This is a genomic window from Acuticoccus mangrovi, assembly GCF_016411865.1.
Classification (GTDB): Bacteria; Pseudomonadota; Alphaproteobacteria; order Rhizobiales; family Amorphaceae; genus Acuticoccus; species Acuticoccus mangrovi.
In genome coordinates this window covers 423,237-449,467 of record NZ_JAEKJA010000001.1, presented here as the reverse complement: position 1 = coordinate 449,467, position 26,231 = coordinate 423,237, and the positions used below count along the sequence as shown (strand labels likewise).

Genomic DNA, 26,231 nt, shown 5'->3' with positions numbered 1-26,231 from the left:
GTCCACCGCATAGCTGCGTCCGTTGAGCTCTGCGCCACTGGCGTTGGCTCCGCGCCGGTCTAGGTTATGAGGGATAATCATTCCAATCCCGTCGGATTTTATGCCAGCTCAGAGCACCCTGGCCGTCGCGTCCCGCAAGATGCCGGCCTTCCCCGAATTCATTGCGATGATGGCAGCGCTGATGGCGCTGACGGCGTTTTCCATCGACATCATGCTTCCGGCCCTGCCGCAGATCGACGAGATGTTCGACATCACCGATCCCAACGCCCGCCAGCTCGTCGTCACCGACTACGTGCTGGGCTTCGCCGCGGGGCAGATCATCTACGGGCCTCTGTCGGACCGCTTCGGGCGGCGCGCCGTCCTCCTCTTCGGCCTCGGCCTCTACGCCGCCGCCTCGTTCCTGTGCATGGTCGCCGGCAGCTTCGAGATGCTCCTCGCCGCCCGCTTCATCCAGGGCGTCGCCAACGCCTCGCCGCGCGTCATCGCCATCGCCATCGTGCGCGACATCTACGGCGGGCGCCGCATGGCCGAAGTCATGAGCTTCGTCATGATGGTGTTCATCATCGTGCCGGTGATCGCCCCCTCCGTCGGCGGCTTCTGGCTCGTCTTCGGCTCCTGGCACCTGATCTTCGGCTTCCTCTTCGCCCTTTCCGTCGGCGTGTTCTTCTGGATGCTCCTGCGTCTGCCGGAGACGCGCCATCCGGAGGACCGGGCCCCGCTCTCCTTCAGGTGGCTCGTGCACGCCTTCGCCATGATCCTGAAGACGCCGCAGACGCTCGGCTACACGCTCGCCACCGGCGCCGTGTTCGGCTCGATGATGAGCTACATCAACTCGTCCCAGCAGATCTTCACCGAGGTCTACGGCGTCGGCGACTGGTTCCCGGTTCTGTTCGGCTGCGTCGCCCTCGCGCTGGTGTTCGCCTCCTTCTGCAACAGCCAGCTCGTCGGCCGCCTCGGCATGCGCCGCCTGTCGCACGGCGCGGTGGTGGGCTTCGTCGCGGTGTCGGCGGTCCACGTCGTGCTCGTCTACACGACCGGTGACGCCCATCTCGGGATCTTCGTCGTCCTGATCGCGCTCAACCTCTTCTGCTTCGGCTTCATCATGCCGAACTTCAACTCGCTGGCGATGGAGCCGATGGGCCACATCGCGGGCACCGCCTCCTCCTTCGTCGGCGCCGCCACGACGGGGATCGCGGCGGGCCTCGGCTGGTATGTCGGCCAGCACTACGCCGGCAGCACCACGCCGCTGGTGACGGGCTATTTCGTCTTCGGCGTCGCCTCGCTGATCCTCGTCCTCATCACCGAAAAGGGCCGGCTCTTCTCGGTCGGCTCCCCTGGGTCGCACTGAGGCGAGTCCGCCGTGATCCCGGATCTCGTCATCTTCGACTGCGACGGCGTGCTCGTCGACAGTGAGACGATCTCCTGCCGCATCGATGCCGCCGCGCTGACGGCGGAGGGCTATCCGATCGACGCCGAGGAGATGGCCCGCCGCTTTGCCGGCGTGCCGAGCGCCGACGTCTATCGTCGCGTCGGCGAGGAGCGGGGCGCCCCCCTTCCCGCCGACTTCGAGGACCGGGTGGATCGGCAGATCCTCGCCGCCTACCCGGCGCAGCTGAAGGCGATCGGCCCGGTCGGCGAGGTCGCACGGGGGCTTGGCCTGCCGATGTGCGTCGCCTCGTCGAGCCGCCCGGCGAAGCTCCTGCTGGCGCTGATCGTCACGGACCTCGTGGAGATCTTCTACCCGCACATCTTCTCCGCGAGCCTCGTCGCCCACGGCAAGCCCGCGCCGGACATCTTCCTCTATGCCGCCGCCGCGATGGGGGTCACCCCCGAGCGCACCGTCGTGGTGGAGGACAGCGTCGCCGGCGTGACGGCGGGCGTCGCCGCCGGCATGACGGTGATCGGCTTCGCCGGGGCGAGCCACTGCGGCCCGCACCACGCCGATCGCCTGACCGCGGCCGGCGCGCGCATCACGATCGCGAGCCACGCCGATCTCGCCGGCGCCATCGATCGGCTGCCCTGACGCCCGGGTGGGCTTGATCGCGCGCGTTGCCTGCGTCACTCCTCGACCGACGGCCACGCTCGCGCCGTCCAAGGACACAAGCACGATGCCCCTCGACCCCCGCGCCATCGCTGCCGCCGCGGCCGACGCCACCGCCACCGCCCGCCAAATCGCCCCCTTTTCCGAGATCGACCCGAGCTTCGACATGCCGACGGCCTATGCCGCCGCGGCCGAGTTCCAGGCGATCCGGGGCGGCACGATGGTCGGCCGCAAGATCGGCTTCACCAACCGCACCATCTGGGAGCGCTACGGCGTCGACGGGCCGATGTGGGGGGTCGTGACCGACAGGACGCTGGTCCCGTTCGCGGGGGAGTGGGTGGTGGAGGTCGCGCCCTTCTGCGAGCCGCGGCTTGAACCGGAAGTCGCGCTCAAGCTCGCCGCCGCCCCCGAGGCGGGAATGGACGAGACCGCGCTCCTCGGCATCATCGAGTGGTTCGCGCCGGCCTTCGAGATCGTCGATTCCGTCTATCCCGGCTGGCGCTTCAGCCTCGCGGACTGCGTGGTGACGGGAGCGCTCCACCGCGCCCTCCTCCTCGGCCCCGCCGTGCCCAACGACCCGGCGTGGAGCGGGCTTCTGCCCGATCTGGAGCTCGAGCTGAGGCGGAACGGCGAGCTCGTCGAGACCGGCCATGGGATGAACGTTCTCGACGGGCCGGTGTCGGCGCTGCGCTTCCTGGTGGACACCATCGCACGGGACGGCGGCCCGCCGCTTCAGGCCGGCGAGATCATCTCCACCGGCACGTTGACCGACGCCTGGCCCATCGAGGCCGGAGCCACCTTCGAGGCGCGCTACAAGGGCACGCCCTTCGCCGACACGCGCGTGCGCTTCGTCTGAAGGCGGCGTACCCGCGGTACGCCGCCTCGCCTGTCGCCGTCAGCTCTTCGGCAGCTTATAGGCGATGATGTAGTCGCCCACCGGCGTCTCCATGAAGTGGTGGCCGGTTGCGGCGATCAGCACATACTCCTCGCCGTTCACCTCGTAGGTGATGGGGTTCGCCTGGCCGCCCGCCGGCAGCACGTCCTGCCACAGCGTCTTGCCGGTCTTGAGGTCGATCGCCCGGAAGAGATCGTCCGTCGCCGCGCCGATGAAGACGAGGCCGCCGGCCGTCACCACCGACCCGCCGTTGTTGGGCGTCCCGATGTTGAAGGGCAGATAGGAGGGGATGCCGAACGGCCCGTTCCGACGAGCCGTGCCGAGCGGGCGGTCCCACAGCGTCTCGCCCGTCTTGAGGTCGATCGCCCGGATCCCGCCATAGGGGGGCCGAGTGCAAGGCATCCCCGTCAGCGCGCTGCGCCAGCCGGCGTTGACGTCGATGGCATAGGGCGAGCCGGTCTGGGGATCACCCTCGCCCTCGGCATTGGCGCCGCCCTTGGCGCCGGCCGGCGTCTCGTTGATGGGCTTCAGCCCGCGCTCGTCGGCTTCGGCCCGCGGGATCAGGCGGTTGAAGTTCGGAATGTCGTTGTAGTTCGCGACGATGATCCCGTCCTCGGTGTCGACCGCCACCGAGCCCCAGTCCGAGCCGCCATTATACCCCGGATACTGGATGTAGGGCCGGTCCGCCGAGGGCGGCGTGAAGAAGCCCGAATAGTTGGCGAGGCGGAACTGGATCCGGCACCAGAGCTGATCGATGGGGGTGAAGCCCCACATGTCGGCTTCGGTGAGGTCGGGCCCGCGCAGCGTGTGGTAGGCGGACGTCGGCTGGCTCTGCGCGAGGTCGTCCGGCTCAACGTCGCCGCGCGAGGCGACCGTGAAGTCCTCCACGCCGAAGAGGCTCTCGCCGGTCTTCCGGTTGAGGATGTAGATGTCGCCCTGCTTGGAGGGCAGGACGAGCGCCGGAACCGATCCCGATTCCGCCGGGAAGTCGACGAGGCTAACCTGGCTGCCGAGGTCGTAATCCCACACGTCGCGGCGGACGGTTTGGAACGTCCACACCGGGCGCCCCGTCGTCACGTCGAGGGCGACGAGCGAGGTGGAGTAGTCGTTCTCCGCCTCGGAGCGGTTGCCGGCATAGTAGTCCACCGAGGAGTTGCCGAGCGGCAGATAGACGTAGCCGAGCTCTTCGTCGGCGACGGCGGCGGTCCACATGTTGGGTGTGCCGCGCGTGTACGTCTCGCCCTCGGGCGGCCCGTCGATATTCTGATCCGGCGCGCCGAGGTCGAAGGCCCACACGAAGGCGCCGGTCACGGCGTCGAAGCCGCGGATCACGCCGGACGGGGCGTCCTCGGCCTGCCCGTCCTTCACCTGTGCGCCGGTGACGATGATCCCGCGCACCACCACGGGTGGCGCCGTCACCGCGTACCAGCCGGGCACCCTCTTGCCGATGTCCTTCCAGAGGTCCACCGCGCCGTTCTCGCCGAACTCCTCGCAGGGCTTGCCCGTCGCGATGTCGACGGCGATGAGACGCGCGTCGATGGTGCCTTCGATGACGCGCGTGGCGCACGCCTCGTCGGCACCCTTGTCCGGATCGGTGTAGGTCGCGACACCGCGGCACGAGGCCGAATAGGGGATCGCGTCGTTGGAGACGCCGGGATCGTAGCGCCAGTTCTCGGTGCCGTCCGCGGCGTCGATCGAGATGAGGACGTTCTTCGCCGAGCACATCAGGAGATCGTCGCCCACCTTCAGCGGGGTCGTCTCGGCGGCATACTTGCCCTTCGCCGTGCCGGTCGGCATGTCGCCGGTGCGGTAGACGAAGGCGCGCTCCAGCCCGCCGACATTCTGCGGCGTGATCTGGTCGAGCGGCGAATAGCGCGTCGCCCCCGACCCACCGCCGTAGAACGGCCAATCCGCTCCGACGGCAGGCTGCGAGCGGGCGACGTCGACGCCCGTCTTCTCCGGAGCGGCAGGCGCCACCGGCGCGGTGGCGTCGGCGGTCGATGCGGGGCTATCCGCCTCGGCCGGCGTCTCGCCTGCCGCCGCGCCCGACGAGGGCGCCGGTGCCGCGGAGGCGGGCGGCGTGGATGTCGCGGGCGCCTCCGACGCGGGAGGCGCCGCGGCGGCGGGGGTGTCGGCCGATGGGGTCTGGGCGTGCGCCGCGACGGCGAGCGTCAAGAGCGGCGCGACGATGATCAGGGTGCGTCTCATGCCGGCACCTGTCGGGCTGTGGGGCGGGAGCTCAGGGCGGGAATGGCGCACAGCACGGCGATCAGCACGAGCGTCGGCGCCACGAGGCGGGGCACCTGCGCCCACAGATCGAGACCGACCTCCCAGTAGGCCCAGACGAGCGTCGAGACCCACACGGCGAGGTAGAGATAGACGGCCGCCATCTGTCGGCGCACCAGGAGGATCGCGGTGAGCACGAGGCCCAATCCGGCGATCCCATAATACCAGCTTCCGCCGAGAGCGATGAGCCACGCGCCACCCGCGAGGATGACGGCGCCGAGCACGCCGATGACGAGCGCCAGCGCGAGCAATGCCCAGAACCCGCCGCCACGGCGCGCTCCATGGGCTGAATTGTCAGACATAGTGACCTCTTTGGTCCGCGAGAACGGCCGATGGGGGCCGTGCCCTCGGATCGGCCACATGAGTCCAACGGACCCATGTGCATCGCGTTCCAAACCTTTAGATCATTTCATGAAACGATCACCGAGGGGGTCGCCCGCCCGTCGCCGCCGCGTCCGCCCCTCACGCCAAGGTGACGTCCACCACCCCCTGCATCGCCTTGATCGCGCTCGCCACCGACCGCGACACGCTGCGCGTTCCCTTGAGCGCGATCTCCACCTCGCGGCCGTTGTCGTCGCACACGGCGACGAGGCGCACGGCGCACGGCCCCTTCGCCTTGATCAGCCGATCGATCGACCCGATGGGCGCCGGCGAGTTGAGGAACACGGTGAGGGCGCTGTCGCCCATCGCCAGCCGCTTCAGCGGCTCCACGTTCTGGATGCGCACCGCGAGCCCCTCCTCCCGCTCCTGCGCCGTCACCGACAGGAGCACGCAGGACCCGACCTCGAGCCGCTCGCGATGGGCCTCGAGCACGTCGGAGAAGGCGACGGCCTCGAACTGGCCCGAGGGGTCGGACAGGAGCACCACGCCGAGCCGATTGCCGGTGCGCGTGCGCCGCTCCTGCCGCGAGACGACGACGCCCGCGAGCCGCGAGCCCTCCCCGCGCCGCAGCGCCTGGCTGAAGTCGCGCCACTGGACGATGCCGCTCTTCTTCAGCACCTCCGCATAGTCGTCGAGCGGGTGGGCGGAGAGGTAAAAGCCGATGGCGTCGTGCTCGCGCTGAAGCCGCTCCTCCGGCGTCCACACGACGTCCGTCGGCAGGCGAATGTCGTTCGCCGCGCTGGTGCCGAAAAAATCCGACTGGCCGAGCGCGGCGCCGTTCGCCACGCGGTTGGCGACGCCGAGGATCTGGTCGAGGCCGGCCGCGAGGCTGCCCCGGTCCGCCACCCAGCAGTCGAACGTGCCGGCGGCGACGAGCGCCTCCAGCGCCCGCTTGGGCGCCGCCTTCGGGTCGAGGCGGTTGGCGAAGTCCGTCAGCGACTCGTAGGGCGCCTTCGCCCGCTCCTCCTCGATGTGGGCGACGAGCGGCCGCCCCACTCCCTTCACCGCGGCGAGGCCGTAGACGATGTCACCGTCCTCCACCGAGAACTCCGCCTTCGACATGTGGATCGAGGGCGGGCGCACCTTGATCGACATGCGCTGCGCCTCGGCGCGGAAGTCGGCGAGCTTCTCGGTGTTGCCCATGTCCATGGTCATCGAGGCGGCGAGAAACTCGCGCGGATAGTTCGCCTTGAGGTAGGCCGTGTGATAGGCGACGAGAGCGTAGGCGGCGGCGTGCGACTTGTTGAAGCCGTAGTTGGCGAACTTCGCCACGAGGTCGAAGATGCGGTTGGCGTCGGCCGCCGCAGTGCCCCGCTCCACCGCGCCGTTCACGAAGCGATCCCGCTGCACCGCCATCTCGGCGGCGATCTTCTTGCCCATGGCGCGGCGCAGAAGGTCCGCCTCGCCGAGCGAGTAGCCCGACAGGACCTGCGCGATCTGCATCACCTGCTCCTGGTAGATGATGATGCCGTAGGTCTCTTTCAGGATCGGCTCCAGCGTCGGGTGGAGATAGTCGGGCTCCTCCTCGCCGTGCTTGCGCTTGTTGTAGCTCGGGATGTTGTCCATCGGGCCCGGGCGGTAGAGCGCCACGATGGCGATGATGTCCTCGAAGCGGTCCGGCTTCATGCCGATGAGGGCGCGCCGCATACCCGCCGATTCCAGCTGGAACACGCCGGCGGTCTCGCCGCGGGTGAGGAGGTTGTAGGCGGCCCGATCGTCGAGCGGCAGCGTGTCGAGATCGATCTCGTCGTCGATCAGCGAGAGCGCCCGCTCGATGGTGGTGAGCGTCTTGAGGCCGAGGAAGTCGAACTTCACGAGGCCGGCGCTCTCCACCCACTTCATGTTGTACTGGGAGACCGGCAGGGGCGAGCGCGGATCGCGGTAGAGGGGGACGATCTCCTCGAGCGCCCGATCGCCGATCACGATGCCGGCCGCATGGGTGGAGGCGTGGCGGTAGAGCCCTTCGAGCTTCAGCGCGATCGCGAGCAGGCGCTCGACCTCGGGGTCGGCCTCCTTCGCCTGCTGCAGCCTCGGCTCGCTTTCGAGCGCCTGGCCGAGCGTCACCGGGTTGGCGGGGTTCGAGGGGACGAGCTTCGCGAGCTGGTCGACCTTGCCGTAGGGCATGTCGAGCACCCGGCCGACGTCGCGCACCACGGCGCGCGCCTGCAGCGTTCCGAAGGTGATGATCTGCGCCACGCGGTCGGTACCGTAGCGGTCCTGCACGTAGGCGATCACCTCGTCGCGCCGCTCCTGGCAGAAGTCGACGTCGAAGTCCGGCATCGAGACGCGCTCCGGATTGAGGAAGCGCTCGAAGAGGAGGTCGAACCGCAGCGGGTCGAGATCGGTGATGGTGAGGGCGTAGGCGACGAGGGAGCCCGCGCCCGAGCCGCGCCCCGGCCCCACCGCGATGTCGTGCGCCTTCGACCACTGGATGAAGTCGGCGACGATCAGGAAGTAACCCGGGAACTTCATCGAGTTGATGATGTGGAGCTCGTGCGCGAGGCGCTTGTCGTAGGCCTCGCGGTCGACGCCGGGGGCGGCGCCACGCGTCGCGAGCCGCCGCTCGAGGCCGGCGTGGGCCATCTCGGCAAGCCGGTCGGCCTCGGCGGCGAGCTCCGTCTCGTCGTCGTTGTGGGGGTCCGCAAGCCCTTCCATCTTGCGCTCAGACGCCAGATAGCGCGGCAGCATCGGCGACCGCTTGCGCGGGCGGAAGGAGGAGCGCAAGGCGATCTCGACGGTGTTGTCGAGCGCTTCGGGAAGGTCGGAGAACTCCGCCTCCATCTCCTTCTGGGACTTGAAATAGTGCTCCGGCGTGAGGCGGCGGCGGTCGTCGTCGCCGAGGCGACGGCTCTCGGCGATGGCGATCAGCGCGTCGTGCGCCTCGTAGTCCTCCCGCTTCGCGAAATAGGCCTCGTTGGTGGCGACGAGCGGCACGTCGGCCTCGTAGGCGAGCTCCACCGCCACGCGCTCGAAGATGTTCTCCGCGTTGAGGCCGTGCCGCTGGATCTCGCAATAGAAACGATCACCGAACGTTCCATGGAGATCCCGGAACATTGCGCGCGCGCCATCCATGTCGCCATAGTGATGGGCGAGCGCGACCGGCCCGTCGGTCCACCCGGAAAGGCAGATGATCTCGTCGCTGGTGCCGGCGAGGTCGGCGAGCCCCACCACGGCGCCCTGCCCCTCGGAAGCGAGGTAGGCGCGGCTGACGATGCGCTGGAGATTGGCGAAGCCCTCCGCCGTCATCGCGATCAGCGGCAGGCGGGCGACGGGGACGATGCGCTTGCCGTTCTGGATCCGCTCCATCAGCTTCACCGGCAGCGTGCACCCCACGACGGGCTGCACGCCGGCGGCGAAGGACGCCTCGGAAAACTCCAGCGCGCCGAAGAGGTTGGCTGTATCCGTCACGGCCACGGCGGGCTGATCGTCGGCCTGCGCGAGGGCGACGATCTTCTTCAGGTGCAGCGCCCCTTCGAGCAGCGAGTAGGCCGAATGAACCCTGAGATGAATGAACATGGCCCCTCCCCCTCGATCGCCTCAGAGACTAGCGAAACGGCGCTGCGGCGCGCAGGTCAGATCGACCCCTGAAGGTAGCCCATCCACAGATAGAGCGCTGAAGCGAACGACACGCACGACACCAACGCTCCGCAATCCATGAGAAACCGACGCATGACTAACCCTCCATGTTCTGGAACGGAAGGTACGAGAATGTTCTGAGAACATCAAGCGTACGGAACAGCGAATCGGCGTATGGTTACCGATTCACCTCCTCGGTCGAGACAATCTTTCCCTGCTTCAGCGTCACCGTGCGGTCGAGCTCTCCGGCCAGCGTCTGGTTGTGGGTCGCGACCAGGGCGGCGAGGCCCGTGTCGCGGCTGAGGGTTAGGAACGCGTCGCGAACGGCGCCCGCCGTCCGCTGATCGAGGTTGCCGGTCGGCTCGTCGGCGAGGAGAACGCGCGGCTCGTTGGCGACCGCCCGCGCGATGGCGACGCGTTGCCTCTCGCCGCCCGACAGCTCCGCCGGCCGATGCTTGCGCCGATCCTTGAGGCCGAGCCGGTCGAGGAGCTCGTCGGCCCGCGCGAGCGCCGCCCGCGCCGAGCGGCCGGCGAGGCGCTGCGGCAGCGCGACGTTCTCCCGCGCCGAGAAGTCGCCCATCAGGTGGTGGAACTGGTAGATGAAGCCGATCCGATCGCGCCGCAGCGCCGTGCGGTCCTTGTCGCTGAGGCGGCCCGCGTCGGTGCCGCCGATCATCACCCGCCCGGCATCCGGATGCTCCAGAAGCCCGGCGATCTGCAGGAGCGTCGACTTGCCGGCCCCCGACGGCGCGACGAGGGCGACGAGCTCGCCTTCCCGCACGGTGAGGTTCGCCCCGGTCAGCACCTTCACCTCGGCGGTGCCGTCGTCGAAGGTGCGCACCACGTCGGCGAGAACGAGAGGGTCTGCCATCACCCTGCCTTCACTCGGCCTTCAGCGAGACGACGGGGTCGGTCTTCGCCGCCTTCCACGCCGGATAGATGGTGGCGAGGAGCGACAACAAGAGCGCCATGACCACCACGGCGGTGGTCTCCACCGAATCCATGTCCGCCGGCATCCGGCTCAGGAAGTAGAGCTCGGGCGAGAACAGCTCCATCGACAGCAGCGAGGAGATCCCCTGCCGGATCGCCTCGATGTTGAGCGCGATGAGGGTGCCGAGCACGAGCCCGATCAGCGTGCCCACCACGCCGATGGACAGCCCCACGATCAGGAACACCCGCAGCACCGAGCCCCGCGTCGCCCCGATGGTGCGCAGGATCGCGATGTCCCGCGTCTTCTCCTTCACGAGCATCGTCATGCCCGACACGACGTTGAGCGCGGCGACGAGGATGATCAGCGTCAAGATGATGAACATCACGTTCCGCTCCACCACGAGCGCCGAGAAGAAGGTCTGGTTGCGCTGGCGCCAGTCGACGATGAACAGCGGCCGCTCCGCCGCGTCGATGATCTTCTGGCGCAGGGCGTCCATGTCGTCGGGATCCTCGGCGTAGACCTCGATGGCCGTCACCGTGCCTTCCTGGTTGAAGTAGAGTTGGGCGCGCTCCAGCGGGATGTAGATGAAGGTGGAATCGTACTCCGACATGCCGATCTCGAAGATCGCCTGCACGGGGTAGGAATCGATGCGCGGCGTCACCCCGAACGGCGTCACCGCCCCCTTGGGGCTGATGAGCTGGATCGTGTCGCCGATCGTCACCCCGAGCGCCCGCGCCAGACGCGAGCCGATGATCGCCCCCTTCTGCGTGCCGAACTCCTCGTCGGAACCGAGGAGGAGACGGTCGGACACGAAGTCCAGCCGGTCGAAATCCTCCTTGGTGAGGCCGCGCACCAGCGCGCCGCCGGCATTCGCCGGTCCCGACACCAGCACCTGGCCCTCCACGAACGGGATCGCCCGCACCACCCCGTCGATGGCGTCGATGCGCTTTGCCACCTCGCGATAGTCGGTGAGCGGCCCGTCGAGCGGCTGCAGGAGCACGTGACCGGAGACGCCGAGGATCTTGTTGAACAGCTCGGCGCGGAAGCCGTTCATCACCGCCATGACGATGATGAGCGTCGCGACCCCCAGCGCGATCCCGATGAGGGAGAGCGTGGAGATCACCGAGATGAAGGCCTCACGCCGCCGCGAGCGCAGATAGCGCAGGGCGATGGCCCACTCGAGCGCGCCGAACGGCCTCACGAGAGGCTGTTCTCGGCGAGGAAGGGGATGAGGTTCTCCTCCGGCATCGTGTGGCGCTCACCCGTCGCGCGCCGCTTCACCTCCACCTCGCCGCTCTTCGCCCCGCGCGGGCCGACGATGACCTGCCAAGGCAGGCCGATGAGGTCCATGGCGGCGAACTTCGCACCGGGACGCTGGTCGGTGTCGTCGACGAGCACGGTCTTGCCGAGCGACTCGAAGAGCGCCTCCAGGCGATCGACCATCGCATCGGTCGCCGCGTCGCCGGGCTTCAGATTGACGAGGGCGATGTCCCACGGCGCGATGGACTCGGGCCAGATGATGCCCGCCTCGTCGTGGCACGCCTCGATGACGGCACCCACGAGACGCGACACGCCGACGCCGTAGGAGCCCATGTGCACCGGCGCCTCGCTGCCGTCGGGTCCGGCGACGTTCGCCCCCATCGGCGCCGAATATTTGGTGCCGAAATAGAAGATGTGCCCCACCTCGATGCCGCGCGCCTCCACCTGCTTGTCGGCGGGGATCGCGGCGAAGGCGGCCTCGTCGTGCATCTCGTCGGTGGCGGCGTAAAGGCTCGTCCAGTCGTCGACGATGGGGGTGAGGTCGGACATGAAGTCGAGATCGGCGGGGGGCACCGCCTTCTCAAGCATGTCCTTGTGGCAATAGACCTGGCTCTCGCCGGTGGAGGCGAGGATGATGAACTCGTGGCTGAGGTCGCCGCCGATGGGGCCGGTGTCGGCCCGCATGGGGATCGCCGTCAACCCGAGGCGGTGGAAGGTGCGCAGATAGGCGACGAACATGCGCTGATAGGAGTGGCGCGCCGCCTCCTTGTCGACGTCGAACGAATAGGCGTCCTTCATCAAGAATTCGCGACCGCGCATCACGCCGAAGCGGGGGCGCACCTCGTCACGGAACTTCCACTGGATGTGGTAGAGGTTCATCGGCAGCGCCCGATAGGAGCGGACATGGGTGCGGAAGATGTCCGTCACCATCTCCTCGTTGGTGGGGCCGTAGAGCATGTCGCGCTGGTGCCGGTCGACGATGCGCAACATCTCCGGACCGTAGGCGTCGTAGCGGCCCGACTCGCGCCAGAGATCCGCCGACTGGATCGTCGGCATCAGGATCTCCTGCGCCCCCGCCCGGTTCTGCTCCTCGCGCACGATGTCGGCGATCTTGGTGAGCACCGTCATGCCCATCGGCAGCCAGGAGTAGATGCCCGCCGACTGCTGGCGGATCATGCCTGCCCGTAGCATCAGCCGGTGGGAGACGATTTCCGCCTCCTTCGGCGTCTCTTTCAGAAGGGGCAGGAAGGTACGGGAGAGGCGCATTTCGGGCTCGCTGCAAAGGACCCGCGTATTGGACCCTCTAGGCCGACGTGGTCAATGCGACGGGCACGCTTTCGGCCTCCCGCTGCGCCATGGCGATGATCGTGTCGATCGCCTGGTCGTCGTTGCGCGGCATCGGATCGGGCATGCGCTGGATGCGGCTCACCGACAGGCCGTGCCCCCGCCGTTCGGCAACAAGCTGGCGGTCGCGCTGGACGAAGGCGCCGCGCACCAGCGTGTGCACCGGCGCACCCACCGTCTGCCGCCCCTCGAACGGGGTGATCTTGCCGCGCGAATGGAGGCGGCGCGCCTCGATCGTCTCGCGACGGGTCGGATCGATCACGGCGATGTCGGCGTCGGCCCCCACCGCGATGCGGCCCTTCGCCGGCCACAGGCCGAACTTGCGCGCCGGGACCGCCGAGGAGATCGCCACGTAGCGCTCCAGCGTCATGCGCCCCTTGGCCACCTCGGTCAGCATCAGCGGCATCTGGGTCTCGACGCCCGGGAAGCCGCAATCGGCTCGCCAGATGTTCGACTGCCGCTTCTCCTCGGGCGTGTGCGGAGCGTGGTCGGTGGCGATCATGTCGATCATGCCGGCGTCGAGCGCGTCCCACAGCGCCGCCGCATCGCGCCGCTCACGCACCGGCGGATTGACGCGGATGACGCTGCCGACCCGCGCATAGTCGCTGCGGTCGAGCAGCAGATAGTGCGGGCAGGTCTCGCCCGTGACGTCGACGCCGCGCGCCCGCGCCTGCATCAGCGGCACCAGCTCGGCGGCCGACGAGATGTGCAGGATGTGGATACGCGCGCCGGCCCACTGGGCGAGCGCGGCGGCCCGGCCGACCGCCTCGACCGCCACCACGTCCGGCCGCGAGGCGATGTGGTCCGTCGGCGCGCACAGGCCCGCCTCCTCGAGCTGCGCCTGACGCCGCGCCATGATCGAGGCCGTCTCGGCGTGGAGCGAGATCCTGAGCCCCGAGCGGGCGATGATCTGAAACCCCTCCAGCATCGCCCCCGTCGAGGGTGACGGCAGATCGCCGAACGTGTTGCCCATGAAGCATTTGAAGGCCGCGACGCCGCCGTCGATCAGGCCGGGGATCTCGTCGAGATTGTCCTCGGCCAGCAGCCCGTAGATGCCGAAATCCACGTAGGACTTGCGCGCGCAGGCGAGCTTGCCGCGCAGCTCGACGATCGAGCGCGTCGGCGGATCGGTGTTCGGCATCTCGAAGATCGTGGTGACGCCACCCATCGCGGCAGCCGCCGAGCCGGTCTCCCAGTCCTCCTTGTGGGTGTAGCCCGGCTCGCGGAAGTGGACGTGGACGTCGATCGCCCCCGGAATGAGATAGAGGCCCGAAACGTCCACCCGCTCCTCGGCCATCGGCATCGTCTCGGGGGCGCCGACCGCCGTCACGATGCCGTCGCGAATCGCGACGTCCGCCCGCATCGACATCCTGTCCGACACGACGGTGCCGCCGGTGAGAACGGTATCGGCATAAAAGGTGTTCATAGCGCCGCCCACCCCCCATCAACGGGGAGATCGACCCCGGTTATCTGACGTGCCGCGTCGGACGCGAGAAACAGCGTCGCGGCTGCGATGTCCTCGTCGGTGCTGATCCGGCGAAGCGCGTAGTCGGCGGCATGATGGTCGATCGCCGCCTCGACGCTGATGCCGAGCCGCTCGGCCATCTCCGGCACGACCTTGGAGCGAAAGCGCGGCCCCTCCACCATGCCCGGCGCGACGGTGTTGACGTTGATGTTGTCGGCGCCGAGCTCCAGCGCGAAGCTCTTGGTCAGTCCCCGCAGGCCCCATTTGGAGCCCGAATAGGCGAGGCGCCCCGCCTTGCCACGCAGCCCGAAAGTGCCGCCCACGTTGACGATCTTGCCGTACTTCTGCGCCCGCATGATGGGCGCGACCTCGCGGATCATCAGGAACGGGCCGCCCATGTTGAGGGCGACGATCGCGTCGAACTCGGCGGGCGTGGTCGCTTCGCCCGCCTTGCCGATCGGACCGGAGCCGCCGGCGACGTTGACGAGAATGTCGATGCGGGTGAACCGCTCCACGACGGCCGCGACGGTCTGCGCCACCTCGTCGGGCCGGGTCACGTCGCAGCGGAAGATCTCGGCCGTCACACCGGTGCGTCGGCATTCCCCGGCAACCGGCTCGATCGCGGCCACGTCCCGGCCGACGAGGGCGAGGTCGGCGCCTTCGCGCGCGAAGGCGCGGCTGATCGCACCGCCCATCCCCTTCGCCGGCCCAGTGATGAGCGCGACCTGCCCTTTCAAGCCGAGATCCATCGCTACCCTCGTGTCCACGCCCCCGGCGCCGCAAGTCATCGCGGCGCGGCCGGCCCTCTTCTTCGTCTTCGCACGGCGGTTGCAGCAAACCGCACCCTCGGAAATGGACCGGTGTGTCGCAGCTGTCTTGTGCTCATTTTGCGGTAGGGTGCTCGAAAAAATAGAGCACTGGGGACATCGGACATGGTCGAACGCCTGCGTCACCTTCTGACCCTGCGGCTTGTTCAGGAGATCGCTCGCACCGGCTCCGTCCGCAAAGCCGGTGAACTGATGTCCATCACGCCGTCGGCCGTCCAGCGCCGGCTGCAGCTCCTCGAGGAGGAGCTCGGTCAGCCGATATTCGAGCGTCTTCCCAACGGCATGCGCCTCAATCCGGCGGGTGAGGTGGTGCTGCAGCACATCCGCCAGCAGTTCGCCGAGGTCGAGCGCCTGCGCGGCTCCCTCGCCGAGCTTTCGGGCATGCGCCGCGGTCACGTCAGCATCGCCTGCAGCCAGGCCGTGGTGTCGTCCTTTCTGCCCAGCGAGATCGTCGCCTATCAAGCGCTCTACCCGGACGTCACCTTCAACGTGGAGGTGCTCGACCACCTCGCCGCCAGCGCCCGTCTCGCCGACTTCACCGCCGACATGGCCCTCGTCTACGACGTCTCCAACCCGCCCGACGTCGACGTGGTCGTGACGGTGCCCCAGCGCATCTACGCCGTGATGGGGGCCGGGCACCCCCTCGCCCATCGCAAGACCCTGCGCCTCGACGAATGCCTCGCCCACCCCCTCGCCCTACCCAATCCGCGGTTCGGTGGGCGCGTCCTCCTGAACCGCGCCCTCGCGGCGAGCGGCCGGCAGATCATGCCGAAGATCGAGTGCAACTCGTTCGAGTTCCTGAAGGCGATGGTCGCGAGCAACAACTACCTAACGTTTCAGATTCCGATCGGCGCGCCGGTCATCGCGGGCTCGCCGATCGTGACGGTCCCCGTCGATTCGCGCGACATCGACGCCGGCAACATCTACTTTCGCCAGCTGCGGGGGCGCACCCTGCCGATCGCGGCGCAGCGCTTCGCCGACCAGATCACCCGAAGCCTCTCGACGTACGAACCGGTCCTCGCGCCCGGCGCTTAGGCGTCCCGCGCACCGCAACGTCTCGGATGCGCGAGACGCAAGTCGCTCCTCGAACACTTCCAATCCGATCTCGGATCGCTTGACCACTCGGCGGGTGGGCGCGCAACTTGCTTGCAGATGACGCAAATCGAGATCGCCGGCGGGCACGGTCCCACACGATGAACGTGGAGCTGTCTACAATATGAACCAAGAGATGCAATTCGAGGCACGCTCGCCCGATATTTGGCGTTGCGGGTGGGTGTTCCGTATGATCGCATGCCGCCCGTGATGTGACGGGCGATGACGCCGTGATGATCGCGCAGATCCGGGCTCGAGCACGATGGAAGGCCGTACCCACATGCGGTTGAATCCGCCGGCCGTGGCCGGCGCGCTTCCATCGGCCCACAGGGTCCGGTCATGTCCGCCCACCACAGGCCACGCGCGCCGCTTCGCCGCGGTGCGGGGCCGCCACCGACACCCCGACAACAACTGCCGATAGAGCCCATCAACTTGTATCGTGTGACGAACCTCATCGACCGCGGGAACATCCTCTTGGGAGAAATCCTCAAGTGGTGCCTGCCCGTCATCGTCGTTCTCGGCGCGGCTGTCGCGATCCTGCGCTATGCTTTCTCGCTGGGTCGCCCCTGGCTCTCCGAGAGCTTCGTCTGGCTCAACGCCGGCGTGATCCTGCTCGGCACCGCCTCGGTGCTGGCGACCGAGGGCCACGTCCGCGTCGACCTCCTCTACCGCCGCATGGGGCCGAAGGCCAAAGCCGTGGTGAACCTCTTCGGCACGGTGATCTTCCTGTGGCCGTTCACGGTCATCGTCGCCCATGCGGCCTGGCCCGGCGTCGTGCGCTCCTGGCGCCTCATGGAAGGCTCGGCCTCCATCGACGGCCTGCCCTTCCTCTATCTCATCAAGACCGGCATCATCGTCTTCTGCGTGCTTCTCGCCCTCCAGGGCATCGTCACGGTGGTGCGCAGCCTCGCCGTCCTGCGCGGGACGGCCGAGCCGCGTCCCGAGGTCGAGACCGAACCGGCGGACCGCCCGCTATGAGCACCGAAACGCTCGAGATCGTCTTCGTATCCGTTCTCTTCGGGTCGGCGATCCTCGCCCTCCTGTCGGGCTTTCCGGTGGCCTTCGCCCTCGGCGGCGCGGCGATCCTCACCGCCTTCGCGGCGAGCTTCACCGGCCTCTTCGACATGGTGCTCCTCGGCTCCTTCCCCTCGCGCATCCTCGACATCGTGCTCAACCAGACGCTCGTCGCGGTGCCGCTCTTCGTGTTCATGGGCACCGTGCTCGAGCGATCGCGCATCGCCGAGGAGCTCCTGTTGACGATGGGCCAGCTCTTCGGCTCGCTGCGGGGCGGCCTCGGCATCGCCGTGGTGATCGTCGGGGCGCTCCTCGCCGCCTCCACCGGCATCGTCGGGGCGACGATCGTCACGATGGCGCTGATCAGCCTGCCGGCGATGCAGCGGGCGCAATACAACACCGCCCTGTCCTGCGGCGTGATCTGCGCCTCGGGCACCCTCGCCCAGCTCATCCCGCCCTCGACGGTGCTGATCTTGCTCGGCACCACGCTGCAGAACGCCAACACCCAGGCCCAGCTGCAGCTCGGCAACTTCTTCTACGACCCGATGACGGTGACCGACCTCTTCGCCGGCGCCCTCATCCCGGGCTTCGTGCTCGTCGCCTTCTATGTCATCGCGATCCTCGTGACCGCCTTCATCAGCCCCAAGAGCTGCCCCCCGGTCGACCAGCCCGCGGACGACGATCGCAAGCTCATCACCAAGATCCTGAGAGCGATGCTGCCGCCGCTCGCCCTCATCCTGGTGGTGCTCGGCTCGATCCTGTCCGGCCTCGCGACGGCGACCGAATCGGCCGCCCTCGGCGGCGTGGGCGCGATGATCCTCGCCTTCCTCAAGGGCGGCTTCGGATTGCGCAAGCTCGGTGAGGCCTCGCGCTCGGCGATGTCGATCTCGCTCATGATCTACGCCATCCTGGTCGGCGCGACGGTGTTCTCGCTCGTGTTCCGCGGCCTCGGGGGCGAGGAGCTCGTGACGACGCTGCTCAGCACGATCCCCGGCGACGCCTTCGGGGCGACGCTCTTCGTGCTCGGCCTCATCTTCCTGCTCGGCTTCATGATCGACACCTTCGAGATCATCTTCATCGTGATCCCGATCTTTGCACCCGCGCTCATCGTGCAAGGCGTCGACCCGCTGTGGTTCGGCGTCGCGGTCGCGATGGTGCTGCAGACGAGCTACCTGACGCCGCCCTTCGGGTTCGGCATCTTCTACCTGCAGGGCGGCGCCAAGGGCACGCTGGCTCTCAACGACATCTACAAGGGCGTCACCCCGTTCGTGCTGATCCAGCTCGCCGGCGTCGGCATCCTGTGGATCTTCCCGGGCCTCGTCAGCTGGCTGCCGACGGCGCTCGGACTTTGACATCCGCGGCGCGCCCCGGCGCGTCGCAAACACCGGCCACCGGACAGTCCGGGCCGAAAATGACGGAAAGGAGAGAGCGAAGATCATGGACCGCAGACAGTTCATTAAACGATCCGGCGCTGGCGTCGTGGCCGGGGCCGCGGCCTCGACCGGCCTCGCCGCCCCCGCCATCGCGCAGGGCGCCATGCAGTGGCGCATGCAGATGACCTGGGCAAAGAACTCGCCGCTGCTTTCGACCGGCGCGCAGATCGTCGCCGATCACATCACCAAGGCCTCCGGCGGTCGCCTCTCGGTCCGCCTCTACGCGGCCGGCGAGATCGTCCCGCCCTTCCAGGTGCTCGACGCGGTGGCCGACGGCACCCTCGACATGGGCCACGGCTACCCGGCCTACTGGGCGGGCAAGCACCCGGCGATGCAGTTCTTCACCCCGATGCCGTTCGGCATGACCACGCAGGAGCAGAACGCGTGGCTGTCCTACGGCGGCGGACTGGAGCTCGCCGACGAGCTCTATTCCCAGCTCGGCGTGAAGTTCTTCCCCTCGGGCAACACCTCGGTGCAGGGGTCGGGCTGGTTCAACAAGGAGCTCAACTCGATCGCCGACTATCAGGGCCTCAAGGTGCGCTCCGGCGGTCTCGCCGCGAAGGTGCTCAGCGAGGTCGGCGCCACCCCGGTGCAGATGCCGCTCGGCGAGGTGCCGCAGGCGCTCCAGTCCGGCGCCATCGACGGTGCCGACTTCGTCGGCCCGATGAACGACATGGCCTTCGGCCTCCACAAGGTGGCGAAGTACTACTACTGGCCGGGCTGGATGGAGCCCTGCGGCCTGATCGACTGCTTCGTCAACATGGCGAAGTGGGACTCTCTGGACGACGATCTCAAGGAGATCATCCGGGGCGCCAACTGGATGGCGAACCAGATCATGCTCAACGAGTTCGTGGCCAAGAACGCCCAGGCGCTCGTGCAGATCAAGGCGACCGAAGGCGTCGAGGTCCGCACCCTCTCCGACGAGACGCTGAGCGCGCTCGCCGAAGCCGCGAAGGGTGTCGTCGAGAACGTCGCGACGCAGGACCCGTTGGCGCAGAAGGTGTATGATTCCATCATGACCTTCTCCAAGATGGTGCGCCCGTACACGGTGATCTCCGAGGCCTCCTACATCAACGTCCGCCCGATGCTCTAGCGGATCCCGGCGGGGGCCTCGGGTCCCCGCCATCCTCCCGGCCCCGCGCCGCCCTGCCAGACGACCAACAAGGACCGATGCCATGACCGCCGCCCCCCGGAACCTCAACATGCAGGGTGTTCTGTCGATGCGGGGGGGAGGCTACTACACCGAGCGCACCCAGGGTGCGAAGCTCGTCATCAACAACGCCCTGCCGCTCGTGAAGGAAGGCCTCAAGGTCGATCCGAAGAGCGAAGGCGTGCTGCGCGTCGCCGATTTCGGCTGCGCCGACGGCGGGACCAGCCAGGAGATGTGGTCGAACGCCTTCTCCTATCTGCGCGCCAGCGGCGACAAGCGGCAGATCGCCATCACCTACACCGACCTCGCCTCCAACGACTTCTCCCAGCTCTTCCGCTCCATGCAGGGGCTCGCCGGCGACCCGTCGATCGCCTACCAGAAGAACCTCGAGGGCGTGTTCGTCTACGGCTGCGGCACCGGCTTCCACTACCAGCTCTTCCCCGAAGGAACGCTCGACTTCGGCTTCTCGGCGACGGCGATGCACTACCTGTCGGAAAAGCCCTGCGAGATCACCACCCACTGCCATTCGGCGAGCGCCGGGGAGGCGGAGCACGCCCAGTTCGCCGCGCAGGCCAAGGCCGACTGGGAGCGCATCCTCCTCGCCCGCGCGCGCGAGCTGAAGCCCGGCGGGCGCTTCGTGTGCCTCAACTTCGGCATCGACGAGGAGGGCCGCTATCTCGGCAACACCGGCGGCCAGCACATGTTCGACATCTTCGACCGGCTGTGGGCGCGCCTGCGCGATGCCGGCAAGATCACAAAGGACGAGTACGACCGCGCCACGTTCGTCCAATATTACCGCACGCAGGCGGAGTTCGCCGCCCCGCTCCTCGACGAGACGTCGGCGGTCCATAAGGCCGGCCTCCGCCTCGTCGACAGCTTCTCCACCTACACCCGCTGCCCCTACGAGCAGCACTTCGCCGAGGCGAACGGCGCGATGGACCCGCGCACCTTCGCCAAGACGCTCATTCCCACCATGCGCTCGTGGTCGGAAACGGTGTTCTCCTCCGCCCTCTCCGACCGCGATCCGGCCGAGGCCGCCGCGCTCGTCGACGAGTTTTTCCAGAGCTACGAGGACCTCGTGGCCGAGGCTCCCGCCGGCCACGCGATGGACTACGTTCACATCGTCGTGGTGATGGAGAAAGTAGCCTGATATCGTGGTCGCGGACACGACGATGACGACGGCCGGGCGACCATGAACCGAACCGAGCAATTCGAGCGAAGAGGCCGATGATTATCGACGGTCTCCAGTACGCGAACTGGTCGGATGCGATCTTCCAACAGATGCGTGAGGGCGGCGTCGACGCCGTCCACGTCACGATCGCCTACCACGAGACCTTCCGCGAGACGGTCGCCAACATCGAGCGCTGGAACCGCTGGTTCGAGCGCTATCCGCATCTCATCATGCAGGCCCGCTGCGGGGCCGACGTGCGCCGCGCCAAGCAGACCGGCCGCACCGCCATCATCTTCGGCTTCCAGAACCCCTCGCCGATCGAGGACGATATCGGCCTCGTGGAGGTGAGCCACACGCTCGGCGCCCGCTTCATGCAGCTCAGCTACAACAACCAGTCGCTGCTCGCGACCGGCTGCTACGAGGCCGAGGATCCCGGCATCACCCGCATGGGCCGGCAGGTGATCGCCGAGATGAACCGGGTGGGCATGGTGATCGACATGAGCCACTCCGCCGAGCGCTCGACGCTGGAGGCGATCGAATATTCCGCCCGCCCCATCGCGATCACCCACGCCAATCCCGCGAGCTGGCATCCCGCGCTGCGCAACAAGTCCGACACCGTGCTCACCGCCCTCGCCGAGACCGGGGGCATGCTGGGTTTCTCGCTCTACCCCCATCACCTCGAGGGCAAGTCCGGCTGCACTCTGGAGAGCTTCTGCACGATGGTCGCCCGCACCGCCGAGCTGATGTCGGTCGACAATATCGGCATCGGCTCGGACCTCTGCCAGGGTCAGCCCGACAGCGTGGTGGAATGGATGCGGGTCGGCCGGTGGACCAAGGCGGTCGACTACGGCGAAGGCTCGCCGAACGCGCCCGGTTTTCCGCCGATGCCTCACTTCTTCCACGACAATCGGGATTTCGCTAATATCTCAAGCGGTCTCGCCGCAGTGGGCTTCGACGCCCAAGATGTTGCCAAGATCATGGGCGAGAACTGGCTACGCTTCTTCGATCTCAGCTTCGGCCCCATGCCGGAAGGTCCGCCCCGCGCTTATGACGATTGAGCCCGCGTCTCCCACCACCACGCCCGTCGCTCCGCCGGCCATCGCTATGTCCGCCTCCGCCCCCGTCGCCCTCCGCGATCCCGAGTGCGTCATGCGTCTCGCGCGCCTCGGCTCGTCCCATCCGACCCGCCTCTCCTTCCTCTATGCGATGCTGCGTCGGCTGCAGCGGGAGGGATGGACCTTCGACCGCCCGCTCTTTCAGCTCGACGACAGGGGCGTCGGCCGCGCCGTCTACACCGTCCGCGGGCCGGAGCGGACCTATTCGCTGGTCGCCTTCGCCCACGACCTGCCGGACCATCTGCGCTCCGACCGCGTGATCGCGACGCGCTGGGACGCCACCTTCGCCCTGCACGACGGGGTTCCGAGCGCCGAGGACCTCGACCGCCTCGAGGCGAACGTCCCGTTGCAGGAGGCCGGCAGGATCAGCCCGCGAGAATTGACGCTCGCCCGCGCCAACCGCTCCGTGCGCCTCTTCGAGCACGTGGTGGAGAGCCTTGCGGCCGGTCGTCAGCCCGATCCCGCCGAAGTCGCTCCGGTCGGCTACCTGATGCGCACCACCGCGGTCTACGGCTCCGGCAAGTTCGGCGCCGCCGACCGCGCCCTCATCGCCGACCGGGCCGAGCTCAAGGGCCCCTTCCAGGCCGAGATGCTGACGGTGTGGCTGATCCGGGCCTTCACCGTCGACCTCGTGGAGCACCTCGCGGCGGTGCGCGGCGGCGATCGGGCGGTGCCGCTCGACCCGGCAATGCGCCGCCGGTTCGGCGTCGGCAACTCGACCGGGCTCGGGATGGCGCCCTTCCTCGTCAACCATCCCGTCCTCCTCAACAACTGGGTGATGGCGCGCGAGAAGGCCCTCGCCGCCGTGCGCGCGCTGCCGGACGCGACGCCGCGAGCGCGCGCAGCCTTCGCCGACGCCCTCGCCGCCGCCCGCGCGAACGCCGCCGCCTGGCGCTCCGATCACCCGCTGCAGATCGAAAAGCTCGCCGACCTGCGCCACGACCTCGCCCTCGTCGAAGCGAGCGCCGACGCCCATCTCTGCGCCCCCTCGCCGTGGGACGCGTTGTGGCGGTGGGGCGAGGCGACGCTGTCGCTGGAGGGGCAGGAGGCGCTGCTCGCCCTTCTCCTGGAACCTCACGGCGACGTCGTCGACGCGCTCTGCGAGACGATGGACGCCGACGAGGGCGCCCACTTCCGCATCGATGGGGCGATGACCGTCGGCGCGCTGCGCGATCTCCTCGCCGGCCCCTATCGCTGGGCGCTGGCGCCGGACTATGCGAGCCGCGAGGAGTCGGCCCGCTTCTGGTACGTGTCGGAAGAAAAGCTGGAGCCGCGCCTCGGCGAGCGCCACGAGGAGGACGGGGCGGAGCGCGAGGATCCGCTCGGCGTCGGCCGCGACGTCGCCGCGCTCGCCGCCGCGCTCGCCAAACGGCCGGCAGAGGAGCCGCTCGCCACTTTCCTGATGGCCGAGCCGGGGCATCGCCACGTGGTGCGGCGGGTACAGATCGGCGCCCGCCATCCCTACGCCGAGGTCCACGACAACCTCCTGAGCTCGACCATGATGCCCATCGACCTGTTGCGCGCCAAGCTCGCCTTCTTCGGGGCGACGCGCTTCGATCCGCGCTCCGACCGCTGGGTGCGCATCGCGCTCTTCCAGGAGGCGCCCTTCCCGCACGAGCATCTGGAGGCGACGGTGTGACCTACGCGCTCAGTCCCACCATCACCCTGTCCCTCAGCGAGATAGGGGCGACGGCGCGGAAGGCCGCCCGGGGCATCGGCATGCCCTGGGGCTTTGCCGAAGAGGCGAGCCGGGCGACCCGCGCCCTCACCGCCTTGAACCTCCCCGGCCCCGAATCCCTCCTCGCCGCCCTGCAGGCGATGGACGGGATCATCGACCGCTTCCACGCCGAGGAGACCGGCGGCGCGCTGACGAGCCGCTGCGGCCGCCTCTGCCCCATCAGCGCCGGCGCCGCCCTCTCCGATCGGGCGACCCTTCTCGCTTCGGGGGCCATCTACGCCATGCAGCCGGTCGTCTCGCCCCTCCTCCTCCTGCCCTTCCTCATCGACATCGCCGCAGTGACGGGGACGCCGATGTCGCTCGCCGTCGGCATGCGGCCTTACGCCGTGTCCCCCTTTCCGGCGAGCGAACTTCTCGGCCATCTGAGCCGGAACGAGGTCGCGGCGCTGCGGGTGCTGCGTGGCGCCGAGACGGAGCCCGGCTCCAGCCCCTCCCCGACGGCATCGCGCACCGTCGGCATCGCCACCTGGCAGGCGCTCGACCGCCTCGCCTCGCGCACCTACGTGCCCGCCACGGAGCACTCCCGCCGCGCCGGCGCCGGTGCCGGCACCAGCGACAACGACTAGAAAAGGCCCACAATGTCCGACACCGTGGTGATGACGCCCACCGAGATCGAGGCGTTCGCGGAAGAGATGCTGGTCGCCGCCGGCACCCTGCCTCAGAATGCGGCGCCGCTCGCCCGCGCCATCGCCGCCGCCGAGCGCGATGGCATCCCGAGTCACGGGCTGATGTATCTGCCGACCTACATGGAGCACGTGCGCTGCGGCAAGGTGGACGGCAAGGCGATACCGGTGGTGACGACGCCGAAGCCCGGCACCGTCGTCGTCGATGCGGCGACGGGCTTCGCCCATCCCGCGATCGCGGCCGGCTTTCCCGCCCTCGTCGCCGCCGCCCGGACGAACGGCGTCGCCGCGATGGCCGTGCGCAACTCCTATAATTGCGGCGTTCTGGGCTTCCACACCGAGGCGATCGCCGTCGAGGGCCTCCTCGGCATCGGCTTCACCAACGCGCCCGCCTCGATCGCCCCCGTCGGCGGCAAACGGCCGGTGATCGGCACCAACCCGTTCTCCGTCGCGGTGCCCAGCGGCAAGCGCGGGGCGAGCCTCCTCATCGACCAGAGCGCCAGCGTGGTGGCGAAGTCGGAGGTGATGAAGCGCGCGCGCGAGGGCGAGGCGATCCCAGAAGGCTGGGCGCTCGGGCCCGACGGCGAGCCGACCACCGATCCCGCCGTGGGCCTCAAAGGCTCGATGGCGCCCGCCGGGGGCTACAAGGGCTTCGGCATCGGCCTCTTCACCGAGATCATGGCGGCGGCCCTCAGCGGGGCCACTCTCGGGATCGACGCCTCCCCGTTCTCCGGCACCGCCGGCGGTCCGCCCAAGACGGGCCAGTTCTTCCTCGCCTTCGATACCGACACGCCGTCGGGCGGCGCCTTCTCGCAGCGCATGGAAGCGCTCTCCGCCGCGATTGAAGGCGCCGGAGACGCCCGCCTGCCGGGCGCGCGCCGCCTCGCCGCCCGCGCGAAGTCCGACGCCGAGGGCGTGCGGGTGAAGGCCTCCCAGCTCGAAGCCATCCGCAACTGAGGCCCGGCGCCGCCGACGGGCGGCGTCAGCCGACCGCGAGCACCGAATCAGCGCGGGCGAGCACGTAGAGCGGCAGGCCCGCCCTCTTGGCGCGGTCGATGGCGAGGCTCGTCGGCGCCGAGATCGTCACCAGAGCGCCGAGCCCCGCCATCACCGCTTTCTCCACCAACTCGTAGCTGCAGCGCGAGGAAACGAAGGCGAACACATCCCCCTCGCCACCGGCGCGCACGAAGGCGCCGATCGCCTTGTCGAGCGCGTTGTGCCGGCCGACGTCCTCGCGCACGAAGAGCAGCGTTCCGTCCGGCCGGCAGATCGCCGCGGCATGGACCGCCGAGGTCGCCGCCCCCAAGGGCGTCGCCCCGTTCAAGGCGGCGCCGGCGGCAAAGATCGCCGCATCGGCGAGCGACAGGGGCGCGGCGACGGGCGGCAGCGGGCGCAGCACCTCCTCCAGATTTTCGAGGCCGCAGAGGCCGCAACTCGACTCGGCGACGCGGCGGCGGGCCCGCTCGAACACCCGCGCCCGTCCCGCATCGGGAAGCTGCGCCCGCGCGATCACCCCACCCGCGACGTCGTGAAGGCTCACCTCCGGCGGCGGCGAGCCCAGCTCCAGAAGTCGCTCGGCAATGGCAAATCCGGTGACGAAGTCGGCAAGGTCGACGGGCGTCGCCATCATCACCGCGTAGCCGATCCCGTCGAACTCGATGGCGACGGGGGTCTCGGCCGGAACCTCCCGCGACCGCGGGACGGCGGACCGCCCGTCCGCGAAGCGCTCCTCGAAGCGCACGGAAAGGTGCGATGTCGCCACGGCGCTCAGCGGACCGCCGAGGGCCGGATGGCGGCAACGCGCGTCGCCGCTGCCCGTTCGGCTGCGGTCGTCATGCTTCACTCCCCTCGGTTCCGCGGAACCCGGGCCCGCGGCGGCTCTTCTTCGG

At 68.8% G+C, this 26,231-nt stretch carries 21 protein-coding genes; 12 read left to right on the top strand and 9 right to left on the bottom strand.

Annotation, left to right across the window (positions count from 1 at the left end; translation table 11 throughout):
• Positions 1 to 100 precede the first annotated feature (100 nt).
• The 3 genes from JCR33_RS02030 to JCR33_RS02020 all read left to right on the top strand — a co-directional run bounded on the left by JCR33_RS02030 (position 101) and on the right by JCR33_RS02020 (position 2,897).
• Positions 101 to 1,348, top strand: coding sequence for a multidrug effflux MFS transporter (locus JCR33_RS02030; RefSeq protein ID WP_211109999.1), 1,248 nt, complete (start codon positions 101 to 103; stop codon positions 1,346 to 1,348).
• Between the two features lie 12 nt (positions 1,349 to 1,360).
• Complete coding sequence (locus tag JCR33_RS02025) at positions 1,361 to 2,023, top strand: HAD family hydrolase (RefSeq protein ID WP_198880326.1); 663 nt, start codon at positions 1,361 to 1,363, stop codon at positions 2,021 to 2,023.
• 85 nt (positions 2,024 to 2,108) lie between these two features.
• The gene (locus JCR33_RS02020) at positions 2,109 to 2,897 is read left to right on the top strand and encodes a 2-keto-4-pentenoate hydratase (protein WP_198880325.1); all 789 of its coding nucleotides are present in this window, start codon (positions 2,109 to 2,111) and stop codon (positions 2,895 to 2,897) included.
• Positions 2,898 to 2,936: 39 nt separating this feature from the next.
• Here JCR33_RS02020 and JCR33_RS02015 read toward each other — a convergent pair whose 3' ends face one another.
• The 8 genes from JCR33_RS02015 to JCR33_RS01980 form a co-directional block, all read right to left on the bottom strand.
• Entirely contained in the window at positions 2,937 to 5,144 is a 2,208-nt protein-coding gene (locus JCR33_RS02015; RefSeq protein WP_198880324.1) for a pyrroloquinoline quinone-dependent dehydrogenase, read from the bottom strand.
• A complete protein-coding gene (locus tag JCR33_RS02010; protein WP_198880323.1) occupies positions 5,141 to 5,524 on the bottom strand; it encodes a glucose dehydrogenase in 384 nt (127 codons plus the stop codon). Before JCR33_RS02010 ends, JCR33_RS02015 begins: the two co-directional genes overlap by 4 nt.
• A gap of 160 nt (positions 5,525 to 5,684) precedes the next feature.
• A complete protein-coding gene (dnaE, locus tag JCR33_RS02005; protein ID WP_198880322.1) occupies positions 5,685 to 9,119 on the bottom strand; it encodes a DNA polymerase III subunit alpha in 3,435 nt (1,144 codons plus the stop codon).
• Positions 9,120 to 9,357: 238 nt separating this feature from the next.
• The gene (locus JCR33_RS02000) at positions 9,358 to 10,050 is read right to left on the bottom strand and encodes an ABC transporter ATP-binding protein (RefSeq protein ID WP_198880321.1); all 693 of its coding nucleotides are present in this window, start codon (positions 10,048 to 10,050) and stop codon (positions 9,358 to 9,360) included.
• A gap of 10 nt (positions 10,051 to 10,060) precedes the next feature.
• Positions 10,061 to 11,311, bottom strand: coding sequence for a lipoprotein-releasing ABC transporter permease subunit (locus tag JCR33_RS01995; RefSeq protein WP_198880320.1), 1,251 nt, complete (start codon positions 11,309 to 11,311; stop codon positions 10,061 to 10,063).
• Positions 11,308 to 12,636 carry a proline--tRNA ligase gene (proS, locus tag JCR33_RS01990; protein WP_198880319.1) on the bottom strand — a complete coding sequence of 443 codons (1,329 nt, stop codon included), beginning with the start codon at positions 12,634 to 12,636 and terminating at the stop codon, positions 11,308 to 11,310. The genes JCR33_RS01995 and proS overlap by 4 nt, the downstream gene beginning before the upstream one ends.
• Before the next feature lie 37 nt (positions 12,637 to 12,673).
• The gene (gene allB / locus JCR33_RS01985) at positions 12,674 to 14,140 is read right to left on the bottom strand and encodes an allantoinase AllB (RefSeq protein ID WP_198880318.1); all 1,467 of its coding nucleotides are present in this window, start codon (positions 14,138 to 14,140) and stop codon (positions 12,674 to 12,676) included.
• Positions 14,137 to 14,928 (bottom strand): SDR family NAD(P)-dependent oxidoreductase, encoded by a 792-nt coding sequence (locus tag JCR33_RS01980; RefSeq protein WP_198880317.1) that lies wholly within the window; start codon positions 14,926 to 14,928, stop codon positions 14,137 to 14,139. The genes allB and JCR33_RS01980 overlap by 4 nt, the downstream gene beginning before the upstream one ends.
• A 183-nt stretch (positions 14,929 to 15,111) precedes the next feature.
• Between JCR33_RS01980 and JCR33_RS01975 the strand changes: the two genes are divergently transcribed.
• From JCR33_RS01975 to JCR33_RS01935, 9 genes are all read left to right on the top strand, one after another.
• Positions 15,112 to 16,041, top strand: coding sequence for a LysR family transcriptional regulator (locus tag JCR33_RS01975; protein WP_198880316.1), 930 nt, complete (start codon positions 15,112 to 15,114; stop codon positions 16,039 to 16,041).
• A 498-nt stretch (positions 16,042 to 16,539) separates the two neighbouring features.
• Complete coding sequence (locus JCR33_RS01970) at positions 16,540 to 17,076, top strand: TRAP transporter small permease subunit (RefSeq protein ID WP_332461106.1); 537 nt, start codon at positions 16,540 to 16,542, stop codon at positions 17,074 to 17,076.
• On the top strand, positions 17,073 to 18,464 hold the full coding sequence (locus JCR33_RS01965; protein WP_198880314.1) for a TRAP transporter large permease: 1,392 nt from the start codon (positions 17,073 to 17,075) through the stop codon (positions 18,462 to 18,464). The genes JCR33_RS01970 and JCR33_RS01965 overlap by 4 nt, the downstream gene beginning before the upstream one ends.
• An 85-nt stretch (positions 18,465 to 18,549) precedes the next feature.
• Positions 18,550 to 19,638: a TRAP transporter substrate-binding protein gene (locus JCR33_RS01960; RefSeq protein ID WP_198880553.1), complete on the top strand. Its 1,089-nt coding sequence runs from the start codon at positions 18,550 to 18,552 to the stop codon at positions 19,636 to 19,638.
• A gap of 82 nt (positions 19,639 to 19,720) precedes the next feature.
• On the top strand, positions 19,721 to 20,845 hold the full coding sequence (locus JCR33_RS01955) for a class I SAM-dependent methyltransferase (protein ID WP_198880313.1): 1,125 nt from the start codon (positions 19,721 to 19,723) through the stop codon (positions 20,843 to 20,845).
• 77 nt (positions 20,846 to 20,922) lie between these two features.
• Entirely contained in the window at positions 20,923 to 21,924 is a 1,002-nt protein-coding gene (locus tag JCR33_RS01950) for a membrane dipeptidase (RefSeq protein WP_198880312.1), read from the top strand.
• 91 nt (positions 21,925 to 22,015) lie between these two features.
• On the top strand, positions 22,016 to 23,620 hold the full coding sequence (locus JCR33_RS01945) for a hypothetical protein (RefSeq protein ID WP_232372061.1): 1,605 nt from the start codon (positions 22,016 to 22,018) through the stop codon (positions 23,618 to 23,620).
• Positions 23,617 to 24,285, top strand: a complete 669-nt coding sequence (locus tag JCR33_RS01940) for a DUF3726 domain-containing protein (protein WP_198880311.1) — start codon at positions 23,617 to 23,619, stop codon at positions 24,283 to 24,285. The genes JCR33_RS01945 and JCR33_RS01940 overlap by 4 nt, the downstream gene beginning before the upstream one ends.
• A gap of 12 nt (positions 24,286 to 24,297) precedes the next feature.
• Positions 24,298 to 25,299: an Ldh family oxidoreductase gene (locus JCR33_RS01935; RefSeq protein WP_198880310.1), complete on the top strand. Its 1,002-nt coding sequence runs from the start codon at positions 24,298 to 24,300 to the stop codon at positions 25,297 to 25,299.
• A 25-nt stretch (positions 25,300 to 25,324) separates the two neighbouring features.
• On the opposite strand, the gene JCR33_RS01930 is transcribed toward JCR33_RS01935, so the two are convergent.
• Positions 25,325 to 26,185: a formate dehydrogenase accessory sulfurtransferase FdhD gene (locus JCR33_RS01930; protein WP_198880309.1), complete on the bottom strand. Its 861-nt coding sequence runs from the start codon at positions 26,183 to 26,185 to the stop codon at positions 25,325 to 25,327.
• Positions 26,186 to 26,231 lie beyond the last annotated feature (46 nt).